Origin of the sequence: Paenibacillus sp. Leaf72 (assembly GCF_001422685.1) — a bacterium.
Lineage (GTDB): Bacteria > Bacillota > Bacilli > Paenibacillales > Paenibacillaceae > Pristimantibacillus.
Genome location: NZ_LMLV01000030.1, coordinates 469,085 through 491,782 on the forward strand (window position 1 = coordinate 469,085; position 22,698 = coordinate 491,782).

The following is a 22,698-nucleotide window of genomic DNA, read 5'->3' on the forward strand; positions in this document are numbered from 1 at the left end:
ACAATTAGAAGGGAACAGTCATTTGACTGTTCTCTTTTTTAATGAAATTGGAAGGGCGAGGAGGTGTTAAAGTGGCCGAAATAAATGAGGTGCAGGCACAAATAGCGAAGCTCGCAAGCGAAAATCCGCTAGATGCGCTTGCAGCGATTCAGGCGCTGAAAAACGAAGGCGGAAAAATCGTGCCCGAGCTGCTTGTGCAGCTGCGGGCTGCAAAAGATCCTGTGCGCACGATGCTGGTTATTGTGCTCGGCGAGCTGGGCCCGCTGTCTGGAGCTGCGGCTGAACAGGTTGCGGCGCTGCTTGATGAAGACAATGAGAAGCTGCGTATGGCCGCCGCATTGACCTTGGTTCGAATAGGGAGCGAAAGCGTTAAACCGCTCCAGCAGATCTGGACAGATAAGCAAAATCAAGAGAAGCCGAGCTTCTGGGCAGCATGGGCGTTGTCGATTATTAGTCCGGCTTTAGTGGATGACTCTGTTCTTGAAAGACTGGAGCAAGCACAAAAAAAGCCGGATACCCCGGTAGAGGCTTCCGCAGCAAAGGAAGCACTAGACTGGATATCGGCTAATCGCGTGGAGCCAGAATAAAGGAAGGCCGCTGGGTTGAGCCGCTTATTACCCTAGCTCATGCCCAGTGGCGAATAAATAAAGCACAAGGAACAGGTTTAGCGCTGTAATAACGCCGACGCATAGCCAGGCCAGCACTTTGACCCAAGGCTTGTTGGCGAACACGCCCATTTTGGTGCGGCTGCTTGTGAACAGCACGAGCGGAATAATGGCGAAGGGAAGCTGCAAGCTGAGAACGACCTGGCTCCACAGCAGCAGCTCTCCCGTTCCGCGCGTGCCGAACAGCCAAGTGACGATGAGGGCTGGAATGACAGCTAGCAAACGTGTCACAATACGGCGCAGCCAAGAGGGGATCGTAAATTTAATAAAACCCTCCATCACGATTTGCCCCGTTAAAGTTCCCGTAATCGTTGAGCTTTGGCCTGAAGCGAGCAAGGCAACGGCAAATAAGGTGCTGGCAATGCTGACGCCAAGCGTTGGGCTAAGCAGCTGATAGGCGCCTTCGATTTCTGTTACATTGAGGCCAGTTCCATAAAAGGCTGCGGCCCCTAAAATCAAAATGCTGGAATTAATCAGAAAAGCAATCGTAAGCGAAACGCCGGAATCCCATTGGGAATATTTAATCGCCTCCCGGCGCCCCGTTTCCGTCCGTTCATATTTTCTCGTCTGAATGATGGAGGAATGCAAATACAGATTATGCGGCATAACCGTTGCGCCAAGGATGCCAAGGGATACGAAAAGCATAGCTGGGCTGCTCACGATTTCAAACTTAGGTACATACCCGGAAAGCACCGCTGATATATCCGGCCGCGAAATAATGACCTCGAACACAAATACCCCGAATATCGTAGCCATCAGTACAATGATGAGCGATTCAATAAGCCTGAAGCCTTTCTTCTGCAAGAGCAGCAGCAAAAAAACATCTAGCGTCGTAATGAGAATGCCGCCGATTAAGGGCAGGCCGAAGAGCAAATTCAGCGCGATGGCGGAGCCGATAACCTCGGCCAGATCGGTCGCGATAATGGCAAGCTCGGCGAGCAGCCATAGGATGACAGCGCCCTTGATGCCGACGGAGTCGCGGGTCGCTTGGGCAAGATCGCGGCCGGTCACGATGCCGAGCCTTGCCGACAGGTTTTGCAGCAAAATCGCAATTAAATTAGCGATAAGAATAACGGCAAGCAGCGTATAGCCGAACCGTGCGCCGCCCGCAATGGACGTTGCCCAGTTGCCGGGGTCAATATATCCGACGGCGACCAGCATGCCGGGGCCAGCGAAGGCGAGAAATTTGCGAAAGTCGCTTGCATTTTTCGGTATATGAATAGAGGAATTCACTTCTTCAAGGCTGACACTTCCACTCGCGCGGAGCCAGCCAGACTTTTTATCCAGTTGATCGGACTGTGTGCTCATAAAAACCCTTCTTTCGTTAACACTCAGATGTTGGAGCTGTCTCATTTGTTTGTGATATGAAACAATATTGCGCCTGGGAAACATTTTTGTCAATGGAAAAGTGCTCAGGCCTGTCCCTGCTCAAAGCCCAATATGTCAATGATAAGAAAATTTTGTATGATGAAAAAACGACCTCTATTTAGCTTGCTCCCCGCTTCCAAGTGAGATTCTACAATGACCATGGATGATTTTCCCCGCTTGTACATATACTGTAGCAGATTGGCCTAGGGGCCTTTTTTGAAATATAAGAATTTATAAGCTTCACACTTATAAATGGACTTATATTTCTCGGACTGAAACGCGCAGCCGCCGTCAAAGGACGGCGACAGCCGTTTCACCTTGGTAAGCGAGCGGGGGTGAGGGAAAGTGGAACGGTTCACAAAAAGCCGTCTGTTTGTGTGGTTGGTCTATGTAATTCTAGGCTTGCTGGCGCTGTATTTGCTCATATTGGTCAAGCCGATGTTTATGAATATTTATTTTTTCCTCAAGGCGATACTTGCGCCATTTATCGTTGCCATGATTATTTCATACGTGCTGAACCCGGTAGTGACGATGCTGCATGAACGTAAAGTTCCGCGAACGATGGCGGTGCTGCTCATCTATACGGTATTTTTCACAGCGCTGACCGTCTTGCTTGTCAATGTCATTCCAATGCTTGCGATGCAGGTGCAGGAGCTCAACGAGCGGGTGCCGGACCTGACGATTAAGGCGCAAAATCTGGTGACCGACATTAACAATACGTCGTTTTTGCCGGACAGCCTGCGCGATGGCATGAACCAGTCGCTGCTCCATATGGAGCGGAAGCTGTCGGAAACGCTGATCCATTTTATCAACAATATTGGGTCGGTGCTGAATACGGTGTTTATTGCCTTTATTGTGCCGTTTCTGGCGTTTTACATTTTGAAGGATTTTGAGGTGTTTGAGCGGACGATCATTACATATGTACCCAAATCGCATCGCCAAAACACCGTTCGGCTGATGAAGGATATCGACTCGGCGCTCGGCAGCTACATACGCGGGCAGTTTCTGGTCTGCCTGATCGTCGGCGTGCTCGCCTATATCGGCTACACGATCATTGGAATGGAATATGCGCTGCTGCTTGCCGGCATTGTCGCCATTACGAACATTATTCCCTACTTGGGCCCGTTTCTGGGGGCGATTCCGGCAATTCTGATGGCCTCGACCATATCGGTCAAAATGATGATTCTCGTCGCCGTAATCAATACGCTGTGCCAAATTTTAGAGGGCAATATCATTTCCCCACAGGTGGTGGGGAGGACGCTGCATATGCATCCGCTGGCGATTATTTTCGCCCTGCTGGTCGGAGGAGAGGTCGCGGGCGTTGCGGGGATGATTCTCGCCGTTCCGATTTTCGCAGCGCTTAAGGTCATCGTCCAGCATATGTTTGCTTATTATGTGCGGCGAAAGATTATTTGACAGCAGGCCTTGCTGCCGATATACTCATTTTTAGTACAACTCAAGCGTAAACGGCTTTCGCCGTCCTTTGGAGGCAGAGCTTCCGTTTCGCGATGAAATATAAGCCCATTTATAAAAGTGAAACTTATAAATTCTTATATTTAAAGCAAAAATGACTTCGTCGTCCTTCTGGGACGAGCGAAGAGCTTTGTCGGAGAAATATAAGCCTATGTATAAGTGCAAAACTTATAAATTCTTATATTTTAAATGGAAATCGTTGATGAAAAAGAAGTAAGCTATAGACCGCCAATCAGAGATGAAGCTTCTTCGCCGTTAATCGGCGTTGGCTGCAAGAGCTTTTATGGCGAAGGATGGCTGAAAGCTGCTTTCGGAGTGTGAATGAACTTCACCGGGAGGACCCGTTATCGTCCATACGAGGAGATTGCTGCTGCAAGGCTGTGCCGCTAGAAATAGGGCAAGGCTTATGCCGGCGATAACCAGGGTGGTACCGCGAGTTTTCGTCCCTGTCATAACTGACAGGGACTTTTTGATGTTTTAAAGCAGGTTTGGCCGCAAAATGCAGGGGCAAATTAATGAAACTTATTGGAGGCGTATCAACTATGAAGGCTAGTGAAATTCGGGCAAAATGGCTCGCTTTTTTTGAAAGCAAAGGACATACGATCGAGCCGAGCGCATCGCTCGTGCCGCACAACGATCCATCGCTGCTATGGATTAACGCAGGCATGGCGCCGCTGAAAGCTTATTTTGACGGACGGGTCATTCCGGAAAACCCGCGGATTACGAATTCGCAGAAATGCATTCGTACCAACGATATTGAAAATGTCGGCAAAACGCGCCGCCACCATACTTTTTTTGAAATGCTCGGCAATTTCTCCATCGGCGATTATTTCAAGGAAGAAGCGATTACGTGGGCATGGGAGTTTCTAACGGGCAAGGAGTGGATCGGCTTCGATCCAGAACGCCTGTCGGTTACGGTTTACCCAGAGGATGAGGAAGCATACGCGTTCTGGAACAAAAAAATCGGCCTGCCAGAGGAGCGCATCTACAAGCTGGATGAAAACTTCTGGGATATCGGCGAAGGCCCATGCGGACCATGTACGGAAATTTTCTATGACCGCGGCGACAAATACGGTGATTTGAACGATCCAGAATGCTGGCCGGGCGGCGAAAACGAGCGTTTCCTGGAAGTATGGAACCTCGTATTCTCGCAATTCAACCATAACAAGGATGGCAGCTATACGCCGCTTCCAAACAAAAACATCGATACAGGCGCGGGCCTGGAGCGTTTCGCTTCGATTTTGCAGGATGTCGATTCGAACTTTGATACCGACCTGTTCATGCCTATTATTGAGCGTACATGCGAGCTTGCTGGCGTAAAATATCATGTGAACGATGAGCATGATGTGGCGCTGAAAGTAATCGCTGACCACATTCGTACGGTTGCTTTCGCTGTTGGCGACGGCGTTATGCCTTCTAATGAAGGACGCGGCTATATTATTCGCCGTTTGCTTCGCAGAGCGGTTCGTTACGGAAAAACGATCGGCATCGACCGTCCATTCCTGCATGAGCTGACCGCTACTGTCGGGGAAGTGATGGGCGTGTACTACGACGAGGTTGTATCCAAACGCGAATTTATTGAGAAGGTTATTCGTACAGAGGAAGAACGTTTCCACGAAACGCTATCCGACGGTCTGGCATTGCTCACGACGCTTGTCGACACGGCGCGCGCAGCAGGCGGCAAGGAAATCGGCGGCGAGGATGCATTCCGCCTGTATGATACGTATGGCTTCCCGTTTGACCTGACGGAGGATTTTGCAGCGGAAAATGGCTTGACCGTTGACCGTGCAGGCTTCGACGCAGCTATGGAAGCGCAGCGTGAACGCGCGCGGGCAGCTCGCCAGGACACGGGCGGCATGAAGATTCAAGGCGGCGCACTCGGCGAATTCACGGTTAAAAGCGAATTTGTTGGCTATAATGAATTGGTAATTGAATCGACGATTACGGCGATCGTGCAAGAGGACGCGCTGATTGACAGCGCAGGCGAAGGTAGCGAAGTGTTTGTGCTGCTGGACCGTACCCCGTTCTATGCGGAGAGCGGCGGACAAATTGGCGACCGCGGCATTATTTCGGGCCAAAGCTTCTCGCTGCAAGTGAAAGACGTGACGAAAGCGCCGCATGGCCAAAGCGTGCATCATGCGCTCGTGGTATCGGGAACCGTTAAGACTGGCGAGAAAGTGCAGGCGGCTGTAGCGAAAGCGGTTCGTGAGGACGTCATTAAAAACCACACGGCAACCCATTTGCTGCATAAAGCGCTCAAGGAAGTGTTGGGCACTCATGTCAACCAGGCGGGTTCCCTTGTGGAAGCGGAGCGTCTGCGCTTTGACTTCTCCCATTTTGGCAGCATTACCGATGAGGAGCTTGTTGAAATCGAGCGCCGTGTAAATGAACAAATTTGGAACAGCACCGATGTGACCATTACGAACAAGTCGCTTGCAGAAGCGAAGGAAATGGGCGCAATGGCCTTGTTTGGTGAAAAATACGGCGATGTCGTCCGCGTCGTGCAAGTCGGCGACTACAGCCTTGAGCTTTGCGGCGGCTGTCACGTAGCCAGCACTTCGCAAATCGGCGTGTTCAAGCTGATCAGCGAAAGCGGCATTGGTTCCGGCGTGCGCCGGATTGAAGCTGTTACAGGCCGTCACGCTTACAGCTATACGGAAAGCCAGCTTGATTTGCTGGGGCAAGCAGCAGCATTGCTGAAATCGAGCAATGGGGATGTGCCTAAGCGTATCGAAGCGCTGCATGCGCAGGTGAAGGAGCTTGGCCGCGAGAACGAATCGCTGCAAGCTAAGCTGAGCCGGATCGAAGCAGGCTCGCTGGAGCAGCAAGCGAAGCAGATTGGCGAAATTACTGTGCTTAGCGCTCAAGTAAATGCGCCATCAATGGACGCGCTGCGCGGCATTTCTGATGAGCTGAAGCTGAAGCTGCCTTCCGCCGTCATTATTCTTGGCGCTGTTCAAGAGGATAAAGTCAGCCTCGTAGCGTCGGTATCGGCTGATTTGGTGAAGAAGGGTCTTCACGCTGGCAAAATTATTAAAGAAGCAGCAGCAGTGTGCGGCGGCAGCGGCGGTGGCCGTCCTGATATGGCGCAGGCTGGCGGCAAGGACGCTTCCAAATTGGAAGAAGCACTGAAACTTGCGGAAGAACTGGTTCTCGCCCAAGCAAATGTGATATGATAGGAATGTGTATCGATAGTAATCTCATTGAAATGTAGTTGGAAAGCGAGGTGCTGGCGATGAGTTCCATGGACAAAACGATGAAGTTTGATGTGTTGCCGGAAAGTTTGGAAACCTCCTCACAGGACATTTTGCTGTCTGTGCATGAGGCACTTCTGGAGAAAGAGTACAATCCGATTAATCAGATTGTAGGCTATTTGCTCTCCGGTGATCCCGCGTATATTCCGCGGCACAACAACGCCAGGAGCCTGATTCGCAAGAAGGAACGCGATGAACTCATTGAAGAGCTTGTCCGGTTTTATTTGAACAATAAGAAAACATAATAGTCAGGAGCCGGACAAGCAATGAGAACAATGGGACTCGATTACGGCGATCGCAACATTGGTGTTGCGGTAAGCGATCCTTTTGGCTGGACTGCGCAAGGGCTCGAGGTCGTGAAGAAGCGCCGTGACAATGGCGAATTGGATCGGCTTGCCGAATTGGCGCAGCAGTATGAGGTTAGTGAAATCGTCTTGGGACTACCGAAAAACATGAATAACACCATCGGTCCGCGAGGCGAAATTAGTATTGAATTCGCAGAGCAGCTTCGACAGAAACTACACTTGCCTGTTCACCTTTGGGACGAACGGTTGACTACTGTAGCCGCAGAGCGTACTCTCATAGAAGCGGATGTCAGCCGTAAGAAGCGAAAGCTGGTAGTGGACAAAATGGCGGCAACGCTCATTTTACAAAATTATCTCGATTCTAAGGGCTTGCGTTAACAGGAGCGAAAGCTATTTTGGCGCAATGCACAAAACGAAAAGGTGAGGGTTAAGATGACAAAGGATGATATGCAGTTCGAAGAGCCGGAAATTATTTATATTCCGGATGAAGACGGCAATGAAGAAGAATTCGAAGTCATCATGAAGTTTGAAGTGGATGGCTCTGATCAGAAATATATGATGGTCGTTCCGCTCGTTGGTGAGAGCGAAGAGGAAGATGAGGTCTACGCCTTCCGCTATGAGGAAGATGGCGACGATCTTAAGCTGTACACGATTGAAGATGAAGAAGAATGGAACATCGTGGAGGAGACGTTTAATACGCTTCTCGGCGAATTGGAGGAAGAAAATTAATGGATCAAGGCGAGGTACTGATCCCGCAGCCGCTTGAGCGGCTGCGGGAAGCCTTCGGTCCTCAAATCGAGCTGCTCGCGGGCGGCGGCGTTATGGAAACCTTCGTCATCAAGGCCGAGTTTAAGCTCGGCTCCTACGTTTATGCAGCGCTTCAGTCGGAAGCGATGAAGGGCGAGGATGAAGTGGAGCTTTTCCGCGTCATTGGCGAAGCTGGCCAAGAGCCGGAGCTGGAAACGATTGAGGATGATGAAGAATGGGAACTGGCGTCTGAAGCTTATGACGATTTGTTATTCGCTGGCGATGAGCGACCTTAAGCAAGCTTTATTATACGTATACATCGAGAAAAGGAGCGGTGCACACCGCTCTTTTTCTCGACGTATTGGGGAATTAGGAGGAAAGCAGGTTGGACAACGCAAAGAGGCAGTCATCTAGGCCTAGCAAGGTTCGTATCGCTTTTTACGTATTTTTAAGCATTTTAGGCGTTATCACTACAGTGGTGGGCGGCGCATTTATTTATTTGTGGCTTCAATTAGAGCCAACTAAGACGGCAGAGGCCAAGCAGATTGTCATTCCGAACAACGCCTCAGCGAGCCAAATTTCCGATGTGCTTCAGGAGGAAGGGATTATTAAAAATGCCCTAATCTTTAAGTATTATTTGAAGCTGGAGAAAGAAGGCGGCAAATTCCAAGCAGGCACCTATTCGATGAATCCCGGCATGGATAAGGCAGATGTCATCGCTATGCTGAACAGCGGCAGCACCGTCAAGCAGGAGACGATCCGGTTTACGATTCCAGAGGGGCTTACGGTGCTGCAAATTGCCGATAAGCTGGCGGAAGAGAAGCTGATCGACAAGGATAAATTTTTGGAGCTGGCCGATAAGCAGCAAACGTGGACGAATGCGGAGGCGGTCAATGAAATTTCAGCTGACGCCAAGCTGCACCACCGGCTGGAAGGTTATTTGTTTCCAGAAACGTACGAAATGAAGAAGGGCAGCACGGAGCAGGAAATATTGAACCGTATGATTTCCGAGCTTGATGTCAAGCTTGACCAGCTTCCGAATGATTGGACGATTCAGCTGGAGAAACGCAAGCTGACGATTCATCAGCTGCTTACGATTGCATCTCTGGTCGAGCGCGAGGTGGTCGTTGACGAGGAGCGTCCAATCGTTGCGAGCGTTATTTATAATCGCCTGAACAAGCCAATGAAGCTTCAAATAGATGCAACGGTGCAATACGCACTCGATAAGCCGAAGGAACGCTTATATAATAAGGATCTCAAAGTTGACAGCCCTTATAACACCTATTTGGTAGATGGGCTCCCGCCGGGACCGATTGCGGCCCCAAGCCTTAGCTCGATTAAAGCGGCGCTTTATCCGCAGGAAACGGAATATTTTTTCTATGTAACCAAGAAAGATGGAACCGGACAGCATCTGTTTGCTAAAACCTTTAGCGAGCATAACAATAATATTGCCAACAGCAACAAGACTGCGCAGTCTAAGTAAGGAGTGTAAGGAACATGGCGGTAAAGCCTGAATTATTAACGACAGCTTCATCCTTAGAGGAGCTGGAGCGTCTGATTGCTGCCGGAGCTGATGCTTTCCTGATTGGAGAAGCACGTTACGGCATGCGCCTTGCTGGACAATTTGATCTGGAAATGATCAAGCAAGCGGTGAAGCTGGCGGCGCCTCATGGAGTTAACATTTATGTATCTGTCAATAATTTGATTCACAATCATGTCGTTGAATCGTTGCCTGGCTATTTGCAGGCACTGGCCGAAGCCGGAGTAAACGGCATTATGTTCGGTGACCCCGCTGTATTGATGGCTGCGCGGACTGCTGCTCCTAACATGCCGCTGCATTGGAATGCCGAGATGACGTCAACGAACTATGCGACTGCTGAATATTGGAGAAAGCGCGGCGCTACGCGGTTTGTGCTAGCCCGTGAGCTGAATATGGAGCAGGTTATTGAAATCAAAGAAAACTCGACAATGCCAATCGAGGTGCAGGTTCATGGCTTGACGAATATTTATCATTCCAAGCGCTCGCTCGTGAACAGCTATTTGGATCATCAGGATGACTCCGGCAAGCTTGGCAGCGCCAGCAAGGAGCAGGGGCTTTACGTGATGGAAGCCGAGCGTAAAGACGAGCGTTTCCCTATATATGAGGATGCCAATGGCACGCATATTTTGAGCTCGGATGATATTTGCATGCTGGAAAACTTGCATGAGCTGATGGAAATCGGCGTGGAGAGCTTGAAGATTGAAGGGCTGCTCAAGTCGGTGGAATATAACGAAATCGTAGTTCGGGCATATCGCGACGTTATTGATGCTTATATGGCTGATCCGGAAGGCTACCGTTTTGAGGATGAGTGGCTGGATCCGATTAAAGAAGCGCAAGATCCGCAGCGTGAGCTGAGCTTTGGTTTCTTTTATAAAGAACAGGTGTATTGAGGAATTGAGCAGGAGGTGCAGCTGCTATGACAGTCGCAGAAACAACATATTCAGGGGCAACGAGCCCGGTGAAAACCCGCTATCAGGGGAAGCGCCATAGGCTCGATCGTCCTGAGCTGCTTGCCCCGGCAGGCAATTTGGAAAAGCTGAAATTCGCCATTCATTATGGCGCTGACGCTGTATACATTGGCGGACAAAAATACGGCCTTCGTTCCAACGCAGGTAATTTCAGCTTTGAGGAAATGCGGGAAGGCGTTGAGTTTGCCAATCGCTATGGCGCAAAGGTGTTCGTTGCTACGAATATTTACGCGCATAATGAGGATATCGGCGGGCTTGAACAATATTTGCGCAATCTGGAGGAAGTCGGCATTTCAGCGATCATTGTAGCTGATCCGATTATTATTGAGACGGCTGCGCGAGTAGCCCCTAAGCTGGAAGCGCATCTGAGCACTCAGCAATCCACGCTCAACTGGCAGGCGGTACAGTTTTGGAAGGAAGAAGGACTGCCGCGCGTCGTTCTTGCCAGAGAAACGAGCTTTGAAGAAATCGCAGAAATTAAAAAGCATGTCGATATCGAAATTGAAGCTTTTATTCATGGCGCGATGTGTTCTTCCTTTTCCGGCCGATGTGTACTGAGCAATCACTTTACCGATCGGGACTCCAACCGTGGGGGCTGCTCGCAGTCATGCCGCTGGAAATACGATTTGTTCGTTGATGATGTGCCAATGTATTCCGAAGGCGAAGATCAATTCACAATGGGTTCTAAAGACCTGTGCATGATAGAATATTTGCCGGAGCTGATTGATGTTGGCGTAGACAGCTTCAAGATTGAAGGTCGCATGAAGAGCATTCACTATGTTGCTACGGTTGTGAATGTGTATCGTCAAGCGATTGACTCCTATTTTGAGGACCCGGAAAATTTCGTGCTGAAGCAGGAATGGCTGGATGAAATTTTCAAAGCGGCGAATCGTCCGCTTAACACAGGATTTTTTCTCGATACACCGGGTGCAGAGGATCATATTTATGAGCCGGAAGATAAGCCAGCTCCTTATGATTTTGCAGGGGTTGTTCTGGAATACAACGAAGAGACTGGAGTTGCGGTTGTAGAGCAGCGGAATCACTTCAAACTGGGACAGGAAGTTGAGTTTGTAGGACCCGGCGGACGCTTCTTCAAACAGACGATTACGCAGATGACCGATGACAAGGGGCAGGAGCTGGATGCCGCAAGACACCCGCTTCAGCGCATCCACATCAAGACGCTGGCACCTGTTGAACCGATGGATATGCTGCGTAAACTAATGATAAAAAAATAACTAGGACCAGGACACTGTTTTCGATTTTTGAAAATAGTGTTTTTTTTATTATTTATTAATTATTTGTGAGATGAAAACCGATATATAGAATTAGGGGCTACATAAGAAAAGAGAGCACAAGGATTCATTGACAACATATTGAACGCTTCTAGAGACCTAGTCCGTAACAAATAAAAAAGGCGGTGTCATCATTGAAAAAAAATGAGGACAAAACTCAGTCGAAGAAAATTACGAGGGAAAAAGCAGAATCAGGAAAATCTATGAAAGCCCTTTCTGGATTTTGGAGCGGCTCTAAACCGATTATGAAAAAAATCATCTCTAAGACAGGCAAATACGGGAAAAGCTCATCCAAGCAGCTTTTATCGCTGTCCAAGGAAATGAAGCTGAACCAGGTTAATAAATCGGTAGGTACGAAGCTGTTTTTAATTATATTTGCCAGCATCGTAGCCTGCGTTCTGGCAGTAGGACTAATTGCATATTCCCAAACGAAAACGATTGTCGAGCGCAAAGTTTCCGGGGCTAGCTTTCAGACCGTCAGCCAGGTAACGACGAACTTGAACATTATTTTGGACAACTATGAAGAAATGACGATGCAAATTTTGATTAACAAAGACTTACATACGTTGATTGGTAAAATGCGTGATGGCGAGGACGATTATACCCGGTTTGAAGCAAGCCGAGAGCTGTCGAACAAAATGCAGGATTACGTGCTTGGAAATGCTAGCATTAAGGCACTCTATTTGCTGCCGTTGGATGACAAGCTGCCAGTCGTAACAGCAGGAAATGCATCTTCTGTTGCTTCCGATGCGATGAAGAAGGAAGAATGGTTCGGCAAGGTGCAGGAATCGAACGGCAAGGCGCTATGGATTGCGACTCAGCCGAAAGGCTTTGGCGGTGCGAACGGAGCGCCAACGGTTGGCATCAGCCGTCTTTTGAAGGATAGCACGCTTAATGAAGTTTCCTATATGCTGCTGATTGAAATTAATTTGGCAAGTATTCAGGAAAGATTCAAAGAAGTATCCTTGGGACCTGGCAGCGAGCTTTCAATTGTAGATGGTCAAAATAACTATATTGCGGCTCCTAATAATGAACTCATTGGTCAGCCGGCTCCAGTAGCTCTTCCAACGGAAGGCGACGCTGCAATAGAAGGCTCGAAAAAACTGAATACTAGCGATGGCGAATCCATGCTGACAGTCTATAAAACATTTGATTCCGTTGATTGGAAGCTGCTGGGCCTCATTCCGGTAGATACGTTGGTAGAGGATGCAAAAGTCATTCGCAATATGACCATTATTACTGCAATTGTAGCTGTATTCCTTGCGATTGCGATTGGCTTCCTCGTAATTAAAACGATTGCACAGCCACTAACGAACTTGCGCAATTTGATGAACGAGGGGCAGCGGGGCAATTTGACGGTTCGTTCTGCTATTCGCAAACGTTCCGATGAAATCGGCGAGCTGAGTGACAGCTTCAACGATATGATGACGCAAATTACCAATTTGGCGAAGCAGGCTACGCAATCTGCGGATACTGTGCTGCATACGGCAGGCGAGCTGACGGATGTATCACGGAAGACCGCGATCTCTTCACGGGAAATATCAGTCGCAACCGAAGAAATCGCAAATGGCGCTTCAAGCCTTGCTGTTGAGGCAGAGCGCGGCAGCGATTTGAGCGGCAATATTTCGACGCAGATGGAAACGGTGAAGCAGGCGAATGCGGAAATTGTGCGTGCAGCTGGTGAGGTAGAGAAGGCGAGTGAGCGCGGAGCGGCCTACATGGGCGAGCTGAGCCATAAGACTGGACAGACCGAGCAAATGACCCGCTCTATGGTGGAGAAGGTAGACAGCCTTAAAGACAGCACAGGCTCTATCGTTAAAATTTTGGATGTATTGAACAATTTGACGAAGCAAACAAATATTTTGTCCTTGAATGCGGCGATTGAAGCGGCGCGGGCAGGTGCAGCGGGCAAAGGCTTTATGGTTGTAGCTGATGAAATCCGCAAGCTGGCTGATCAATCCCGTCAATCGATTGATGTCGTAGGACAAATCACGGAAAAAATCCAAGAGGAAATTGACAATACGGTTAGCGTATTGTCGGATGCCTATCCTTTATTCCAGGAGCAAATCGTTTCTGTGAAGCAAGCGACAGATATTTTCGTAGGTGTACAGGAACAGATGGTGCAGTTTGTACACAAGCTGGATTCAGTAACGGACTCCATCGGGGAGCTGGACAAGTCGCAGGAGGTATTGTCCGAGGCGATGACGAATGTCAGCGCAGTAGCAGAGCAGTCTTCGGCGACATCGGAAGAGGTAGCTTCCCTCAGCAGCGAGCAGCTTAGCATTAGTGACGGTCTCGTCAGCTTGTCGGAAGAGCTGGGCAGCGTATCGCGCGAGCTGAAAGATTCGCTCGCGAAATTCAAAATCGAATAGCAAGCTGTATATTAAGCCGTTTGAACGGGGTGCTTTCCCGTTCAAACGGCTTTTTTTAAAATATAAGAATTTATAAGTTTCACACGTATAAATAAGCTTATATTTCTCGGAATGAAACGCGCCGCACTGTCAAAGGACGGCGGCAGCCGTTTCACCTTGAACCATGGTAAAAAAGCGAAACGGAATGAAAAGGTTGTGCTGGAGAAGCGTCAGCGTACGTTTTTGCCCTTGCATTTCTACATATAGAGGCTTATTTGAAGAAATGCGAGGAGTAATGGCGATCGGAAGCCAAGCTTTTCATGCAGGGAAGCCCGTTTTCACCCTAATACACATATTTGCGCTGGGCCCAATAACTGAAAAGGAAAATAGAGGCCTCGGTCAGCAGTTTGGCGATAACAAGGGGAATAATCAGCGTTTCATTATAAAAATATAGCAAGCCATAATTTAAGAGCAGCACAAGGATGACCAGCGAAAAATATTTAGGCAGCGACTGATGAAGCTTGGATACTTTGCCGCCCGTGAACACGTACTTTCGGTTCATTGTATAGTTGAAGATGGAGCTGCATAATCTTGCTGCAACGACAGATAAGAATAGATTGTGGCTAATACTTTGAATAAGAAATAATAGCGTGAAGTCTAGCAGCGCCGACAGCAGGGATGACGTGCTGAACATTATAATCGGCAAATAAATGCGGAAAGAGTCGATCAGCGGACGAAAATGGGAGGATTTATTATGATCCAAATATACGGTGTCGATAAATTCCTCGGTAATTTTATATCCATCCCGATGGGCGGTCAGCAGCATGTTCATTTCATATTCAAACCGTTCGCCGGGAATCTGGCATAGCCAGTCCAGCATTGCAAGTGAAAAGCCGCGCAAGCCGGTTTGCGTATCATAAATTTTAGTGCCCGTAGTGAGGGAGAAGACTGACCGAGTGACCGAGTTGCCAAAGCGGCTGCGCAGTGGAATGGTTCCACTGAAACGACGGCTGCCCAGCACAATGCCTGGCGTTGTCTGGCTGAGCAGCTTTTCGAAAATCCGCTTAATGTCATGGGGCAAATGCTGCCCATCACTATCCGCACAGACGACATGGCCCGGCAAACCGGCTTCTTGGATATAGCCGAACCCTGTTTTCAAGGCGCGTCCTTTCCCGAGGTTGACCTCGTGGGTTATAACGGTACAGCCGGACGCTTCAGCCGCTTCGAAAATTTCGCGGTAGCTGGGCCCGCTCCCGTCATCGACAATGACGATGGGCTCAAGCTGGAACGCATGCAGCTGCTGGATCAAATCAAGCAGCCTATGATCAGGCTCGTAGGACGGAATTAATATAGTCATAATGATTACTCCTCTCCAATGTAAAGGATGTCGCTGACGCCACGCTCCTGGTTTTTGCCAAGCGGATTATTGACAACTCTGCCCATAAAATACATCGTCGATGAACCGCCGCCATCTAAGTTGTACGCTTCTGTAGCTCCAAGACCCGCCATGACGTCAGCAAGCTCGGTCAGTGTCATTCCGCGGCTGTATCCTTCCTTCCGCCCGTCTACCACGACAAACACATAATGGTTCGGGGCAATCATGCCGATCGCAGTTCTTGGATTCGCATTTTGAATGGAGCGGTTGCCAAAATTGGTATCGATTTTAACATTGCTGAAATCACTAGTGATTTTGCCATCTTGAATCAGGATCGGCCCGAATGACAGCGTATTGATGACACCTTCTGCAAGCAGGTCAGAGGAAGAAGTTTCTGTTTCGTCATAGGTTTGGATCGTTCCGTCATCCAGCAGTGCCAGCGCATCCCGCACCGGTTCATCGCGATATACGGTGCCGTTGCGAATAATAACTCCGTCGTCACGGAAGCCATAATAATCGCCGTTGATTGCAAAAATAGCATGATTGCTGGAAGCGATGACCGATGTATCCTCCACAATATTCGTTCCAAAGCTGTTATCGGCGAATGCGGAGCGCAGACTGCTGGCAGCTTTAACGGTGACATCTGCGACATAATACGTAATCAGGTCTGAGCCAGAGCCGGTCTGCACTTGGTTGATTTTGATTTGGATATCGTCACTGGTGTAATTCCAGTCATCTGAAGTGGCTTGAACATCAGTAGTTGCGGCCGTTTCGTTTGAGCTGGTGGATGCGGCTGTATTGTCTGTTACGACGACTTCAACGTGCTTGATCAAATAACGGTCTGCGAGACCATATGTCAATGAGCCAAGGCCTAAGAGCGTTACGATCGTTGCAATCAGCCATATCCGTTTCTTCTTTTTGGTTGCCTTCTTGTGCGTCTTCATAATAGAAGCATCACCTCTTCTTGTAAGTTCTTGATGGCTATCATACTTGGGCTACCTTAAATGAAACTGAACTATTTTTTTGGCAGCTGGAGCAGGGGCAGAAGGGCTTAAGGAATGGGAGATGCTGATTATGCGTTGGCATTAAGGCCATACTGAAAGGAAAAGGGGGCTGCGGTAATGGTCAGGCGACGTGCAGCAATTGTAGCAATATTTTTAACGGTTATAATGGCAGGTTATTTGATCCGGCTGGCGACGCTGCAATTGGTGCCAAGCTTGGCGCAGCCCGCTGTACAGACAATTGGCAAGCATACCGACTGGAAGCATAAGGCAGCCATTCAGCGGCAGCGAAATTTGGTGCTCGATTCAGGACGCGGCGATTTTATTGATCGTTATGGAAGCGCCATTACAGGGGAAAGCTATTCTGTATTGGCGCTGTTTCCAGTGGAGAGCAAGGCACGGGGAGATGCGGCAGAGCTGCGCAAACTGGCGAAGCTATTACATGTGTCCTACGAACAATTAGTGGAAAAATGGGATACGCTGAAGGGTGCCGATTTTTGGCGGGAGGACGGACAGAAAGCGCCTTTGAGCTTGTCCGCGAGCCAACTGGCTGGACTTTCGCAGCTCCATATTAATGGAGCCAAGGTGCTCCCTTATCACAATCGGTATTTGCCGCAGTTTAATGCCAGACAAGCTATTGGCTTTATAAGCCAGCACCCGGAATGGCTGGAGCAGGCCTATGGGGCGGATCTGGCGTCAGGCAAGCGCAAGCTGACAGATGAAATCGGTGGGGCTGGACTTGAAAAATCGCTGGATACGCTGCTCAGAGGCAACGGACCCACGTCGGTATCTTTTTTTCTCGATGGAAAGCACCATCCGCTGCAGGGGCTGGGTCTGCGGGTTTTTCAGCCGGATAGCGAATATTATCCACTGAAGGTAAAGACGACGCTGGATTTAAAGCTCCAGCAGCAGCTTGAGCTTTATGCGGATGCAAATGGCTTGAAAGCAGGAGCGATCGTCGTGCTGGATGCGCAAAATGCAGATATCGTCAGCATGGTATCTCGGCCGCAGATGAACCCGCAGCAGCTGGATCGCAATGAGGCAACCGATTGGTCGAATCATGCGCTCCAAGCGGTTGCTCCGGGTTCGATTTTTAAGCTCGTAACGGAAGCGGCGGCGCTTGAGGCTGGTGTTGTCGACGAAAAAGAAGTGTTCACATGCAGCGGGAAGTATGGAAAATATGGTTTAACGTGCTGGAAGCAAGACGGCCACGGAAGCTTGACGCTTGAGGAAGGATTAGCCCAGTCCTGCAACATCGTGTTTGCAACGCTTGCTGAGCGGCTGAGCGGCTATGAGCTGTATCAGACCGCGGCGGCGCTTGGCATTGGTGCACCGGCTGGCTGGCATGCCGAATCAGCATTTGGCCCGTTTGCCGGGCGTTTGCGGCTGCTTGGCGAGGAGGAAGGCGGACAGTTATTTGCTGCGAGCATTTGGCAGCAATTGCAGGACAAGCCTACCCTTGACGTAGACGGGGGCATTATGGCTCAAAGCGGTATCGGCCAACGGGATGTCAGGATGACGCCGCTGCAGGCGGCGAATTTGGTCGTGACGATTTTGCATGGCGGTCAGCGGCTGGAGCCGCGAATCGTGAGTGAAATCCGTTATGCGAACGGGCAGCTGATGGTGGAGCTGAAGCCCCTGCAGGCCAAGCAGGCAGGGACGCCGATACATCCGAGAACCGCAGGCATGCTGCTGGAAGGGATGAAGGCGGTCACTGAGCGTGGAACGGGCCGCTCTATTCGCGACGGTCTATGGCCCGTTGCCGGGAAGTCCGGTACGGCACAGACGCTGCTCAGCGGGAAGGAGCGCGTCCACCAGTGGTTCATCGGCTACGGACCGACAAATACGCCGCGATACGCCGTCGCCGTGCTTGCTGAGAACCGAAGTCCTGGTACAAGCAATCAGGCGACGAAGCTGTTTCGCGGCGTCATGGATATTATAGCGAAGCGGTAAAGCGAATTTAAACGCTTGGAGGAACTGGCGGGCTGCCTGGGCCTCCAGCATCTGGAGGCGGCACCTGGTTGTCGAATTCGCCTTGCGGCGCTCTGATCCAGCGATGGAAGAAGCCTTGGTCATATAAGGTTTTGAGCAAAATAATGAGCACGGGCGATAAGATGACACCAGCAATGCCGAACAGCTTGAGCGAAATAATCATAAACGCCAGCATCGTAAATGCAGATACGCCGAGCGTATCTCCGGTAATTTTTGGCTCCAACAGCTGTCTCGCCAGTACGACGACGAGATACAATACGGACAGCCATACCGCAAGCGAGGTGTGCCCCACAATAAACAAATAAATAACCCAAGGAATGAAGATTGTACCTACGCCAAGCAGCGGCAGCACATCAAAAATAGCGGAGATGACGGCGACGACAAGGGCATTTTTGACACCGAGCAGCAGCAGGGCGATGAAGATGACGAAAAACGTAATCGTAATCATCTTGGTTTGTGCCTTCAGATAGCCGGTAATGCCTTTCAATACATTTTCACGCAAAAAGAAAAAGGCTTTCTTAAACGTTTTTGGCGTTTTATCCGCCGCTGTTTTTTTCCAGTCATTAATTTCAATACTAAGGAAATAAGCTAATATAATACCGACCAGAAAGTTAAACATAAAGCTGGAAAATGAGGAGACGTAGCCAACGGTTCCGGCAAACAGCGTTTTGACCAAATTCGGCACATATTCGGCAGCACCCTGGATGTATTCCGTAATTTGCGTGACGAGCTCAGGCGGGAGGGCCTGAATTTTATTTTGCACCTGTGAAGTGCGAAGCTCCACCTGTTCCTTGAGAATGGTCTCATATTCCGGCAGCTTGTCCAGAAACTCGGAGCCCTGCTTCGAAATAATGTAACCGAGCCCGGAGAAGGCGGAAAGAATAAGAATGGAAAACAATAAAATCGATATGCCTGAAGCGATGGATTTCTTAATGCCGATCTTGTTCAGCCTGCGTGCCAGCGGCTCAATGCACATAAAAATAACAAAGGAGAAAATGATAGGTGTAGCCAATCGATAAAAATGACTAAAGGCAAGCATAATTAAATAAACCGTTAGTGCGATTAGTGCAATGTCGAATGCGGTTCGCCAATATTTTTTATAAAACGGTAGCATAACTGAAAACCTCTCTTTTCCAATTTCGTATATCTCGCTTTGATTGTACTATAATTTTAATTTTGCTGCCTATTTTTTGATGCCTTATGATACAATTAAAGTTATCGTTGTTGGATTATCGCCGATTCCATGCAGCAAAAATTTTAATAACGGTGGGGAAACATATATGGAGAACTTGGTTGTCTGGACTCTTTATTTTTTCTCGTTCTACGCTTTCCTCCCTGCTTTTATCAGTCGTACTTTCGGATTTCGGGTTTTTAAGAAAGGCCTGGTAAAGAAGGAAATTGCCCTTACCTTTGACGATGGCCCGGATGCTGTCTATACGCCAAAGCTGCTCGAGTTGCTGGCTCGCTATGATGCGAAAGCGACTTTTTTCATCGTTGGCGCACATGGCGAAGCGCACCCGGAGCTGTTACGCAAAATACATGAGGAAGGTCATACGCTTGGCATACACAATTATGTTCATCGAACAAATTGGTTTATGCGGCCAAGGTCCGTCAAGCGTCAGATCGAGCGTACATGCGAAATAATACGAGAGGCAACGGGGAGCCGTTCCAATTATTATCGGCCTCCTTGGGGCATTATCAATGTGTTTGATTTTGCTGGCATTGGACATTTGCAAATTGTATTATGGTCGTCGATGTTCGGCGATTGGAACAAGAGGCTGGGCGCTGAGCGGCTTAAGCGAAAAATGCTAAAGAAGCTCCGCCCTGGCGAAGTGCTGCTGCTCCATGATTGCGGGCAAACGCCTGGAGCCCATCACGAGGCTCCTGCTCATATGCTGGTCGCCCTTGAAGCTTATTTGCAGGAAGGCCGCAAGCAAGGTTTTCGTTTTGTTGCGATTGAAGAAATGATTAAGCTGACAGAACGGGCGAAGGAGCGCCAGCTGTCTTGGTGGAAAAAATCACTTATAACGCTGTGGCTGCAGTATGAGCGAGTATTCCATTTCCTGTTTCAGCTTAAGCAGGTAGGGGAGGATTCACCACCGGCGTTCTATTATCGTACGATTGCTTACAGCGGTCAACCGATTGAGCTTGCAGATGGCCAGCGTTTAAACAAGGGAGACCGCGTTGTGGAGCTGCATTTTGACAACCGCAAGCTGTCTGGCATTGCCGCAGAAGCGGCAACGCCACTTGCCGCTGGAATTCGGATGCTGCGAGAAGTCGAAGCTGCATTGCCTATGCTTGCCAGCCAATTAGCGCATGATCCAGCGGCAGTGGAGGCGAAGGCGCTGTATGGCATTACGATGATTCATCAGGGAGCCGATCGGTTTGGCTTTGAGGTGTTCCCTTTGCCTAACGGTCTATTTGCTCGCACGACCCGAATTTATTTGCGGCTGCTCATGCGCGTGTTGACGAAGAAACAACGAAATAAGAAAAGCAAACAGCGCAGAAAAGCGCTTGATCCTTGTTTGCTGCTCATGCCAATGAGCAAAATGCAAGCTTATCAAAATATGCATGCAGCACTGCTGCGCGTCAGCTCCGGGCAAGAGGCGAACTTGCATAAGACGCAAACTGCAGCAGTGGATTCTGTTTCTGTGGATGGCAGCACCTCTGCCATATAATTGAGCTCCGGCGTCTGTTTACAGGCAGCCGGAGTTTTCAAATAGAGAAAAAGGTGCGTTTGGTGGACTGCGTTGGTAGGTATAGTAACGACCACTTAATTATAGAGGAGGCTATCCCAGCATGGGGGGAACCGACATCTGATGAATATTTAATTCAACAGATTGCAAGGCAAGATGCATCCGCGCTTGAGCAGTTGTACGATCGTTATGAACGTCCCGTCTATTCATTCGTTTATCGCATGTTGAAGGATGCTATGGCGTCGGAGGAAGTGGTGCAAGAGCTGTTTGTGCGGATATGGAATGCGGCTTCACGGGTTGAAGCCGAGGAGGCATCCGGAAAGATCAGCACCTGGATTTTTGCAATCGCGCGCAACCTTGCAATCGATTGGATTAGAAAGCAAGAAAGACGCCCACAGCAGGTTCAGGGAGAGATGATCCTGGAGCGAACCGTCGATCCGCTTATAACGGAACAGGTCGTTGAGGACCGCATGCTAGGGGAAAAAATGAAAGAAGCCATTGGACAGCTGAATGATGACCAGAAACAGGTTGTTGAATGGATCTATTATATGGGCTATACGCAGCAAGAGGTAGCGGACAAGCATCAAATTCCGCTTGGTACCGTTAAAAGCAGAGTCAGGCTGGCGCTACGCCAGCTTCGCAAACGGTTTGAACATACATGGAAGGAGGGAGTGCGGCAATGATTAAACCTAATGATTCACTTTGTGATGACGTGGAGATGTATGCAATTGGTGGCCTCGATGCAAAAGCAGCACAGCAATTTGAACATCATTTGTCGCATTGCCAGCAATGCAGGAGGACGTTGGAAGAGTTGCAGCCTATAATCACTCGTCTGCCCCTTGCAGTTGATTCGGTAGAACCCCCAGCCGGTATGAAGCAGCGTATTCTGGCTGCTGTGCTGCAATCTGAGCCAGCGACAGACCCTACCCCTTCGCGGGCAACGGCAGTCGTCGCGGAGAATGAACCGTCGCTCGGTCAAACGCAGCAGCATACAGCGGAAACACAGGCACAATTGCGAAAACGTTGGATTGTTCGTGTTATGACCGGTGTCGCGGCTTCGTTTGTTATTCTTTCGGGCTTTTTATTGCAGCAGGTTAACCACCTAAGAAATGAAACGGCTGATTTATCGAGCCAACTGGAGCAGCTGCAGCAGCAGATTGCGGCGGCGGAAAGTCCAGCTGCTGCTTCACAGGTGAACGGTGTCGTTTCGCTTAAGCCGGCGGAAGCAGGCATTGTAGCCGAGGGGCGGGCGACGATTAGCGTCGACAGCAAAGGGATGCATTTGATCATTCAGGTCGAGCAGCTGCCTAAGCTTCAAGGCGATGAAGCATTCCAGGTTTGGCTGCTTAAAGATGGCAAGCCGGTTAATGCGGGAACGTTTCTGCCGAATGAAGGGGTAGGGGCGCTTTATTTTACCTTTAATCCGGATGAATATGATCAAATTGCTATTACGCAGGAGCCGGATGCGAACGGGGTAGAGCCTAGAGGCTCGATGGTGCTTGCAGGAGTTTTGAGCCAAAGCGAGACGTCGAGCTCCTAATTGCAAGCTGGCCAGCTAGAGTAGCTCATTTTAAGCGGCAAATCGGCGTGACCATACAAAAAAAGCATGCTCGTTCGCAGTTAATGCGGATAAGCGTGCTTTTTCGTTATTCATTTATATAAGGGGAAAAA

The 22,698-nt window shown here is 49.4% G+C and carries 19 protein-coding genes; 15 read left to right on the forward strand and 4 right to left on the reverse strand.

Translation table 11 applies throughout. From position 1 onward, the window contains the following. Window positions 1-71 precede the first annotated feature (71 nt). The gene (locus tag ASF12_RS23315; protein WP_056040030.1) at window positions 72-587 is read left to right on the forward strand and encodes a HEAT repeat domain-containing protein; all 516 of its coding nucleotides are present in this window, start codon (window positions 72-74) and stop codon (window positions 585-587) included. A gap of 27 nt (window positions 588-614) precedes the next feature. Here the strand turns inward: ASF12_RS23315 and ASF12_RS23320 are convergent, their stop codons facing one another. Beyond that, window positions 615-1,973, reverse strand: coding sequence for an Nramp family divalent metal transporter (locus tag ASF12_RS23320; RefSeq protein ID WP_056040031.1), 1,359 nt, complete (start codon window positions 1,971-1,973; stop codon window positions 615-617). Between the two features lie 405 nt (window positions 1,974-2,378). Here ASF12_RS23320 and ASF12_RS23325 point away from each other — a divergent pair, with 405 nt between their 5' ends. The 10 genes from ASF12_RS23325 (at window position 2,379) to ASF12_RS23370 (ending at window position 13,984) form a co-directional block, all read left to right on the forward strand. Next, window positions 2,379-3,449 carry an AI-2E family transporter gene (locus ASF12_RS23325; RefSeq protein WP_056040033.1) on the forward strand — a complete coding sequence of 357 codons (1,071 nt, stop codon included), beginning with the start codon at window positions 2,379-2,381 and terminating at the stop codon, window positions 3,447-3,449. A gap of 599 nt (window positions 3,450-4,048) precedes the next feature. Further along, window positions 4,049-6,682 (forward strand): alanine--tRNA ligase, encoded by a 2,634-nt coding sequence (alaS, locus tag ASF12_RS23330; protein ID WP_056040035.1) that lies wholly within the window; start codon window positions 4,049-4,051, stop codon window positions 6,680-6,682. A 59-nt stretch (window positions 6,683-6,741) separates the two neighbouring features. Further along, window positions 6,742-7,005, forward strand: coding sequence for an IreB family regulatory phosphoprotein (locus tag ASF12_RS23335; RefSeq protein WP_056040153.1), 264 nt, complete (start codon window positions 6,742-6,744; stop codon window positions 7,003-7,005). 21 nt (window positions 7,006-7,026) lie between these two features. After that, window positions 7,027-7,443 (forward strand): Holliday junction resolvase RuvX, encoded by a 417-nt coding sequence (gene ruvX / locus ASF12_RS23340; protein WP_056040037.1) that lies wholly within the window; start codon window positions 7,027-7,029, stop codon window positions 7,441-7,443. Window positions 7,444-7,497: 54 nt separating this feature from the next. Further along, on the forward strand, window positions 7,498-7,794 hold the full coding sequence (locus ASF12_RS23345; protein WP_046234390.1) for a DUF1292 domain-containing protein: 297 nt from the start codon (window positions 7,498-7,500) through the stop codon (window positions 7,792-7,794). Continuing rightward, entirely contained in the window at window positions 7,794-8,108 is a 315-nt protein-coding gene (locus ASF12_RS23350; RefSeq protein WP_056040039.1) for a DUF1292 domain-containing protein, read from the forward strand. Before ASF12_RS23345 ends, ASF12_RS23350 begins: the two co-directional genes overlap by 1 nt. Before the next feature lie 89 nt (window positions 8,109-8,197). Next, entirely contained in the window at window positions 8,198-9,295 is a 1,098-nt protein-coding gene (gene mltG, locus ASF12_RS23355; protein WP_081418980.1) for an endolytic transglycosylase MltG, read from the forward strand. Window positions 9,296-9,309: 14 nt separating this feature from the next. After that, window positions 9,310-10,242, forward strand: a complete 933-nt coding sequence (locus tag ASF12_RS23360) for a peptidase U32 family protein (protein ID WP_056040040.1) — start codon at window positions 9,310-9,312, stop codon at window positions 10,240-10,242. Window positions 10,243-10,268: 26 nt separating this feature from the next. Continuing rightward, complete coding sequence (locus ASF12_RS23365) at window positions 10,269-11,555, forward strand: peptidase U32 family protein (protein ID WP_056040043.1); 1,287 nt, start codon at window positions 10,269-10,271, stop codon at window positions 11,553-11,555. Between the two features lie 377 nt (window positions 11,556-11,932). Continuing rightward, entirely contained in the window at window positions 11,933-13,984 is a 2,052-nt protein-coding gene (locus ASF12_RS23370; protein ID WP_200931662.1) for a methyl-accepting chemotaxis protein, read from the forward strand. 322 nt (window positions 13,985-14,306) lie between these two features. On the opposite strand, the gene ASF12_RS23375 is transcribed toward ASF12_RS23370, so the two are convergent. Continuing rightward, window positions 14,307-15,320, reverse strand: a complete 1,014-nt coding sequence (locus ASF12_RS23375; protein WP_056040044.1) for a GtrA family protein — start codon at window positions 15,318-15,320, stop codon at window positions 14,307-14,309. A 5-nt stretch (window positions 15,321-15,325) separates the two neighbouring features. Beyond that, entirely contained in the window at window positions 15,326-16,282 is a 957-nt protein-coding gene (locus ASF12_RS23380) for a phosphodiester glycosidase family protein (protein WP_056040051.1), read from the reverse strand. Between the two features lie 177 nt (window positions 16,283-16,459). Here ASF12_RS23380 and ASF12_RS23385 point away from each other — a divergent pair, with 177 nt between their 5' ends. Further along, on the forward strand, window positions 16,460-18,292 hold the full coding sequence (locus ASF12_RS23385; protein ID WP_056040053.1) for a peptidoglycan D,D-transpeptidase FtsI family protein: 1,833 nt from the start codon (window positions 16,460-16,462) through the stop codon (window positions 18,290-18,292). 7 nt (window positions 18,293-18,299) lie between these two features. On the opposite strand, the gene ytvI is transcribed toward ASF12_RS23385, so the two are convergent. Further along, window positions 18,300-19,445, reverse strand: coding sequence for a sporulation integral membrane protein YtvI (gene ytvI, locus ASF12_RS23390; protein ID WP_056040055.1), 1,146 nt, complete (start codon window positions 19,443-19,445; stop codon window positions 18,300-18,302). 166 nt (window positions 19,446-19,611) lie between these two features. Between ytvI and ASF12_RS23395 the strand changes: the two genes are divergently transcribed. The 3 genes from ASF12_RS23395 (at window position 19,612) to ASF12_RS23405 (ending at window position 22,567) form a co-directional block, all read left to right on the forward strand. After that, window positions 19,612-21,009, forward strand: a complete 1,398-nt coding sequence (locus ASF12_RS23395; protein WP_056040158.1) for a polysaccharide deacetylase family protein — start codon at window positions 19,612-19,614, stop codon at window positions 21,007-21,009. Window positions 21,010-21,071: 62 nt separating this feature from the next. Further along, a complete protein-coding gene (locus tag ASF12_RS23400; protein WP_235533257.1) occupies window positions 21,072-21,710 on the forward strand; it encodes an RNA polymerase sigma factor in 639 nt (212 codons plus the stop codon). Continuing rightward, complete coding sequence (locus tag ASF12_RS23405) at window positions 21,707-22,567, forward strand: anti-sigma factor domain-containing protein (protein WP_056040056.1); 861 nt, start codon at window positions 21,707-21,709, stop codon at window positions 22,565-22,567. Before ASF12_RS23400 ends, ASF12_RS23405 begins: the two co-directional genes overlap by 4 nt. Window positions 22,568-22,698 lie beyond the last annotated feature (131 nt).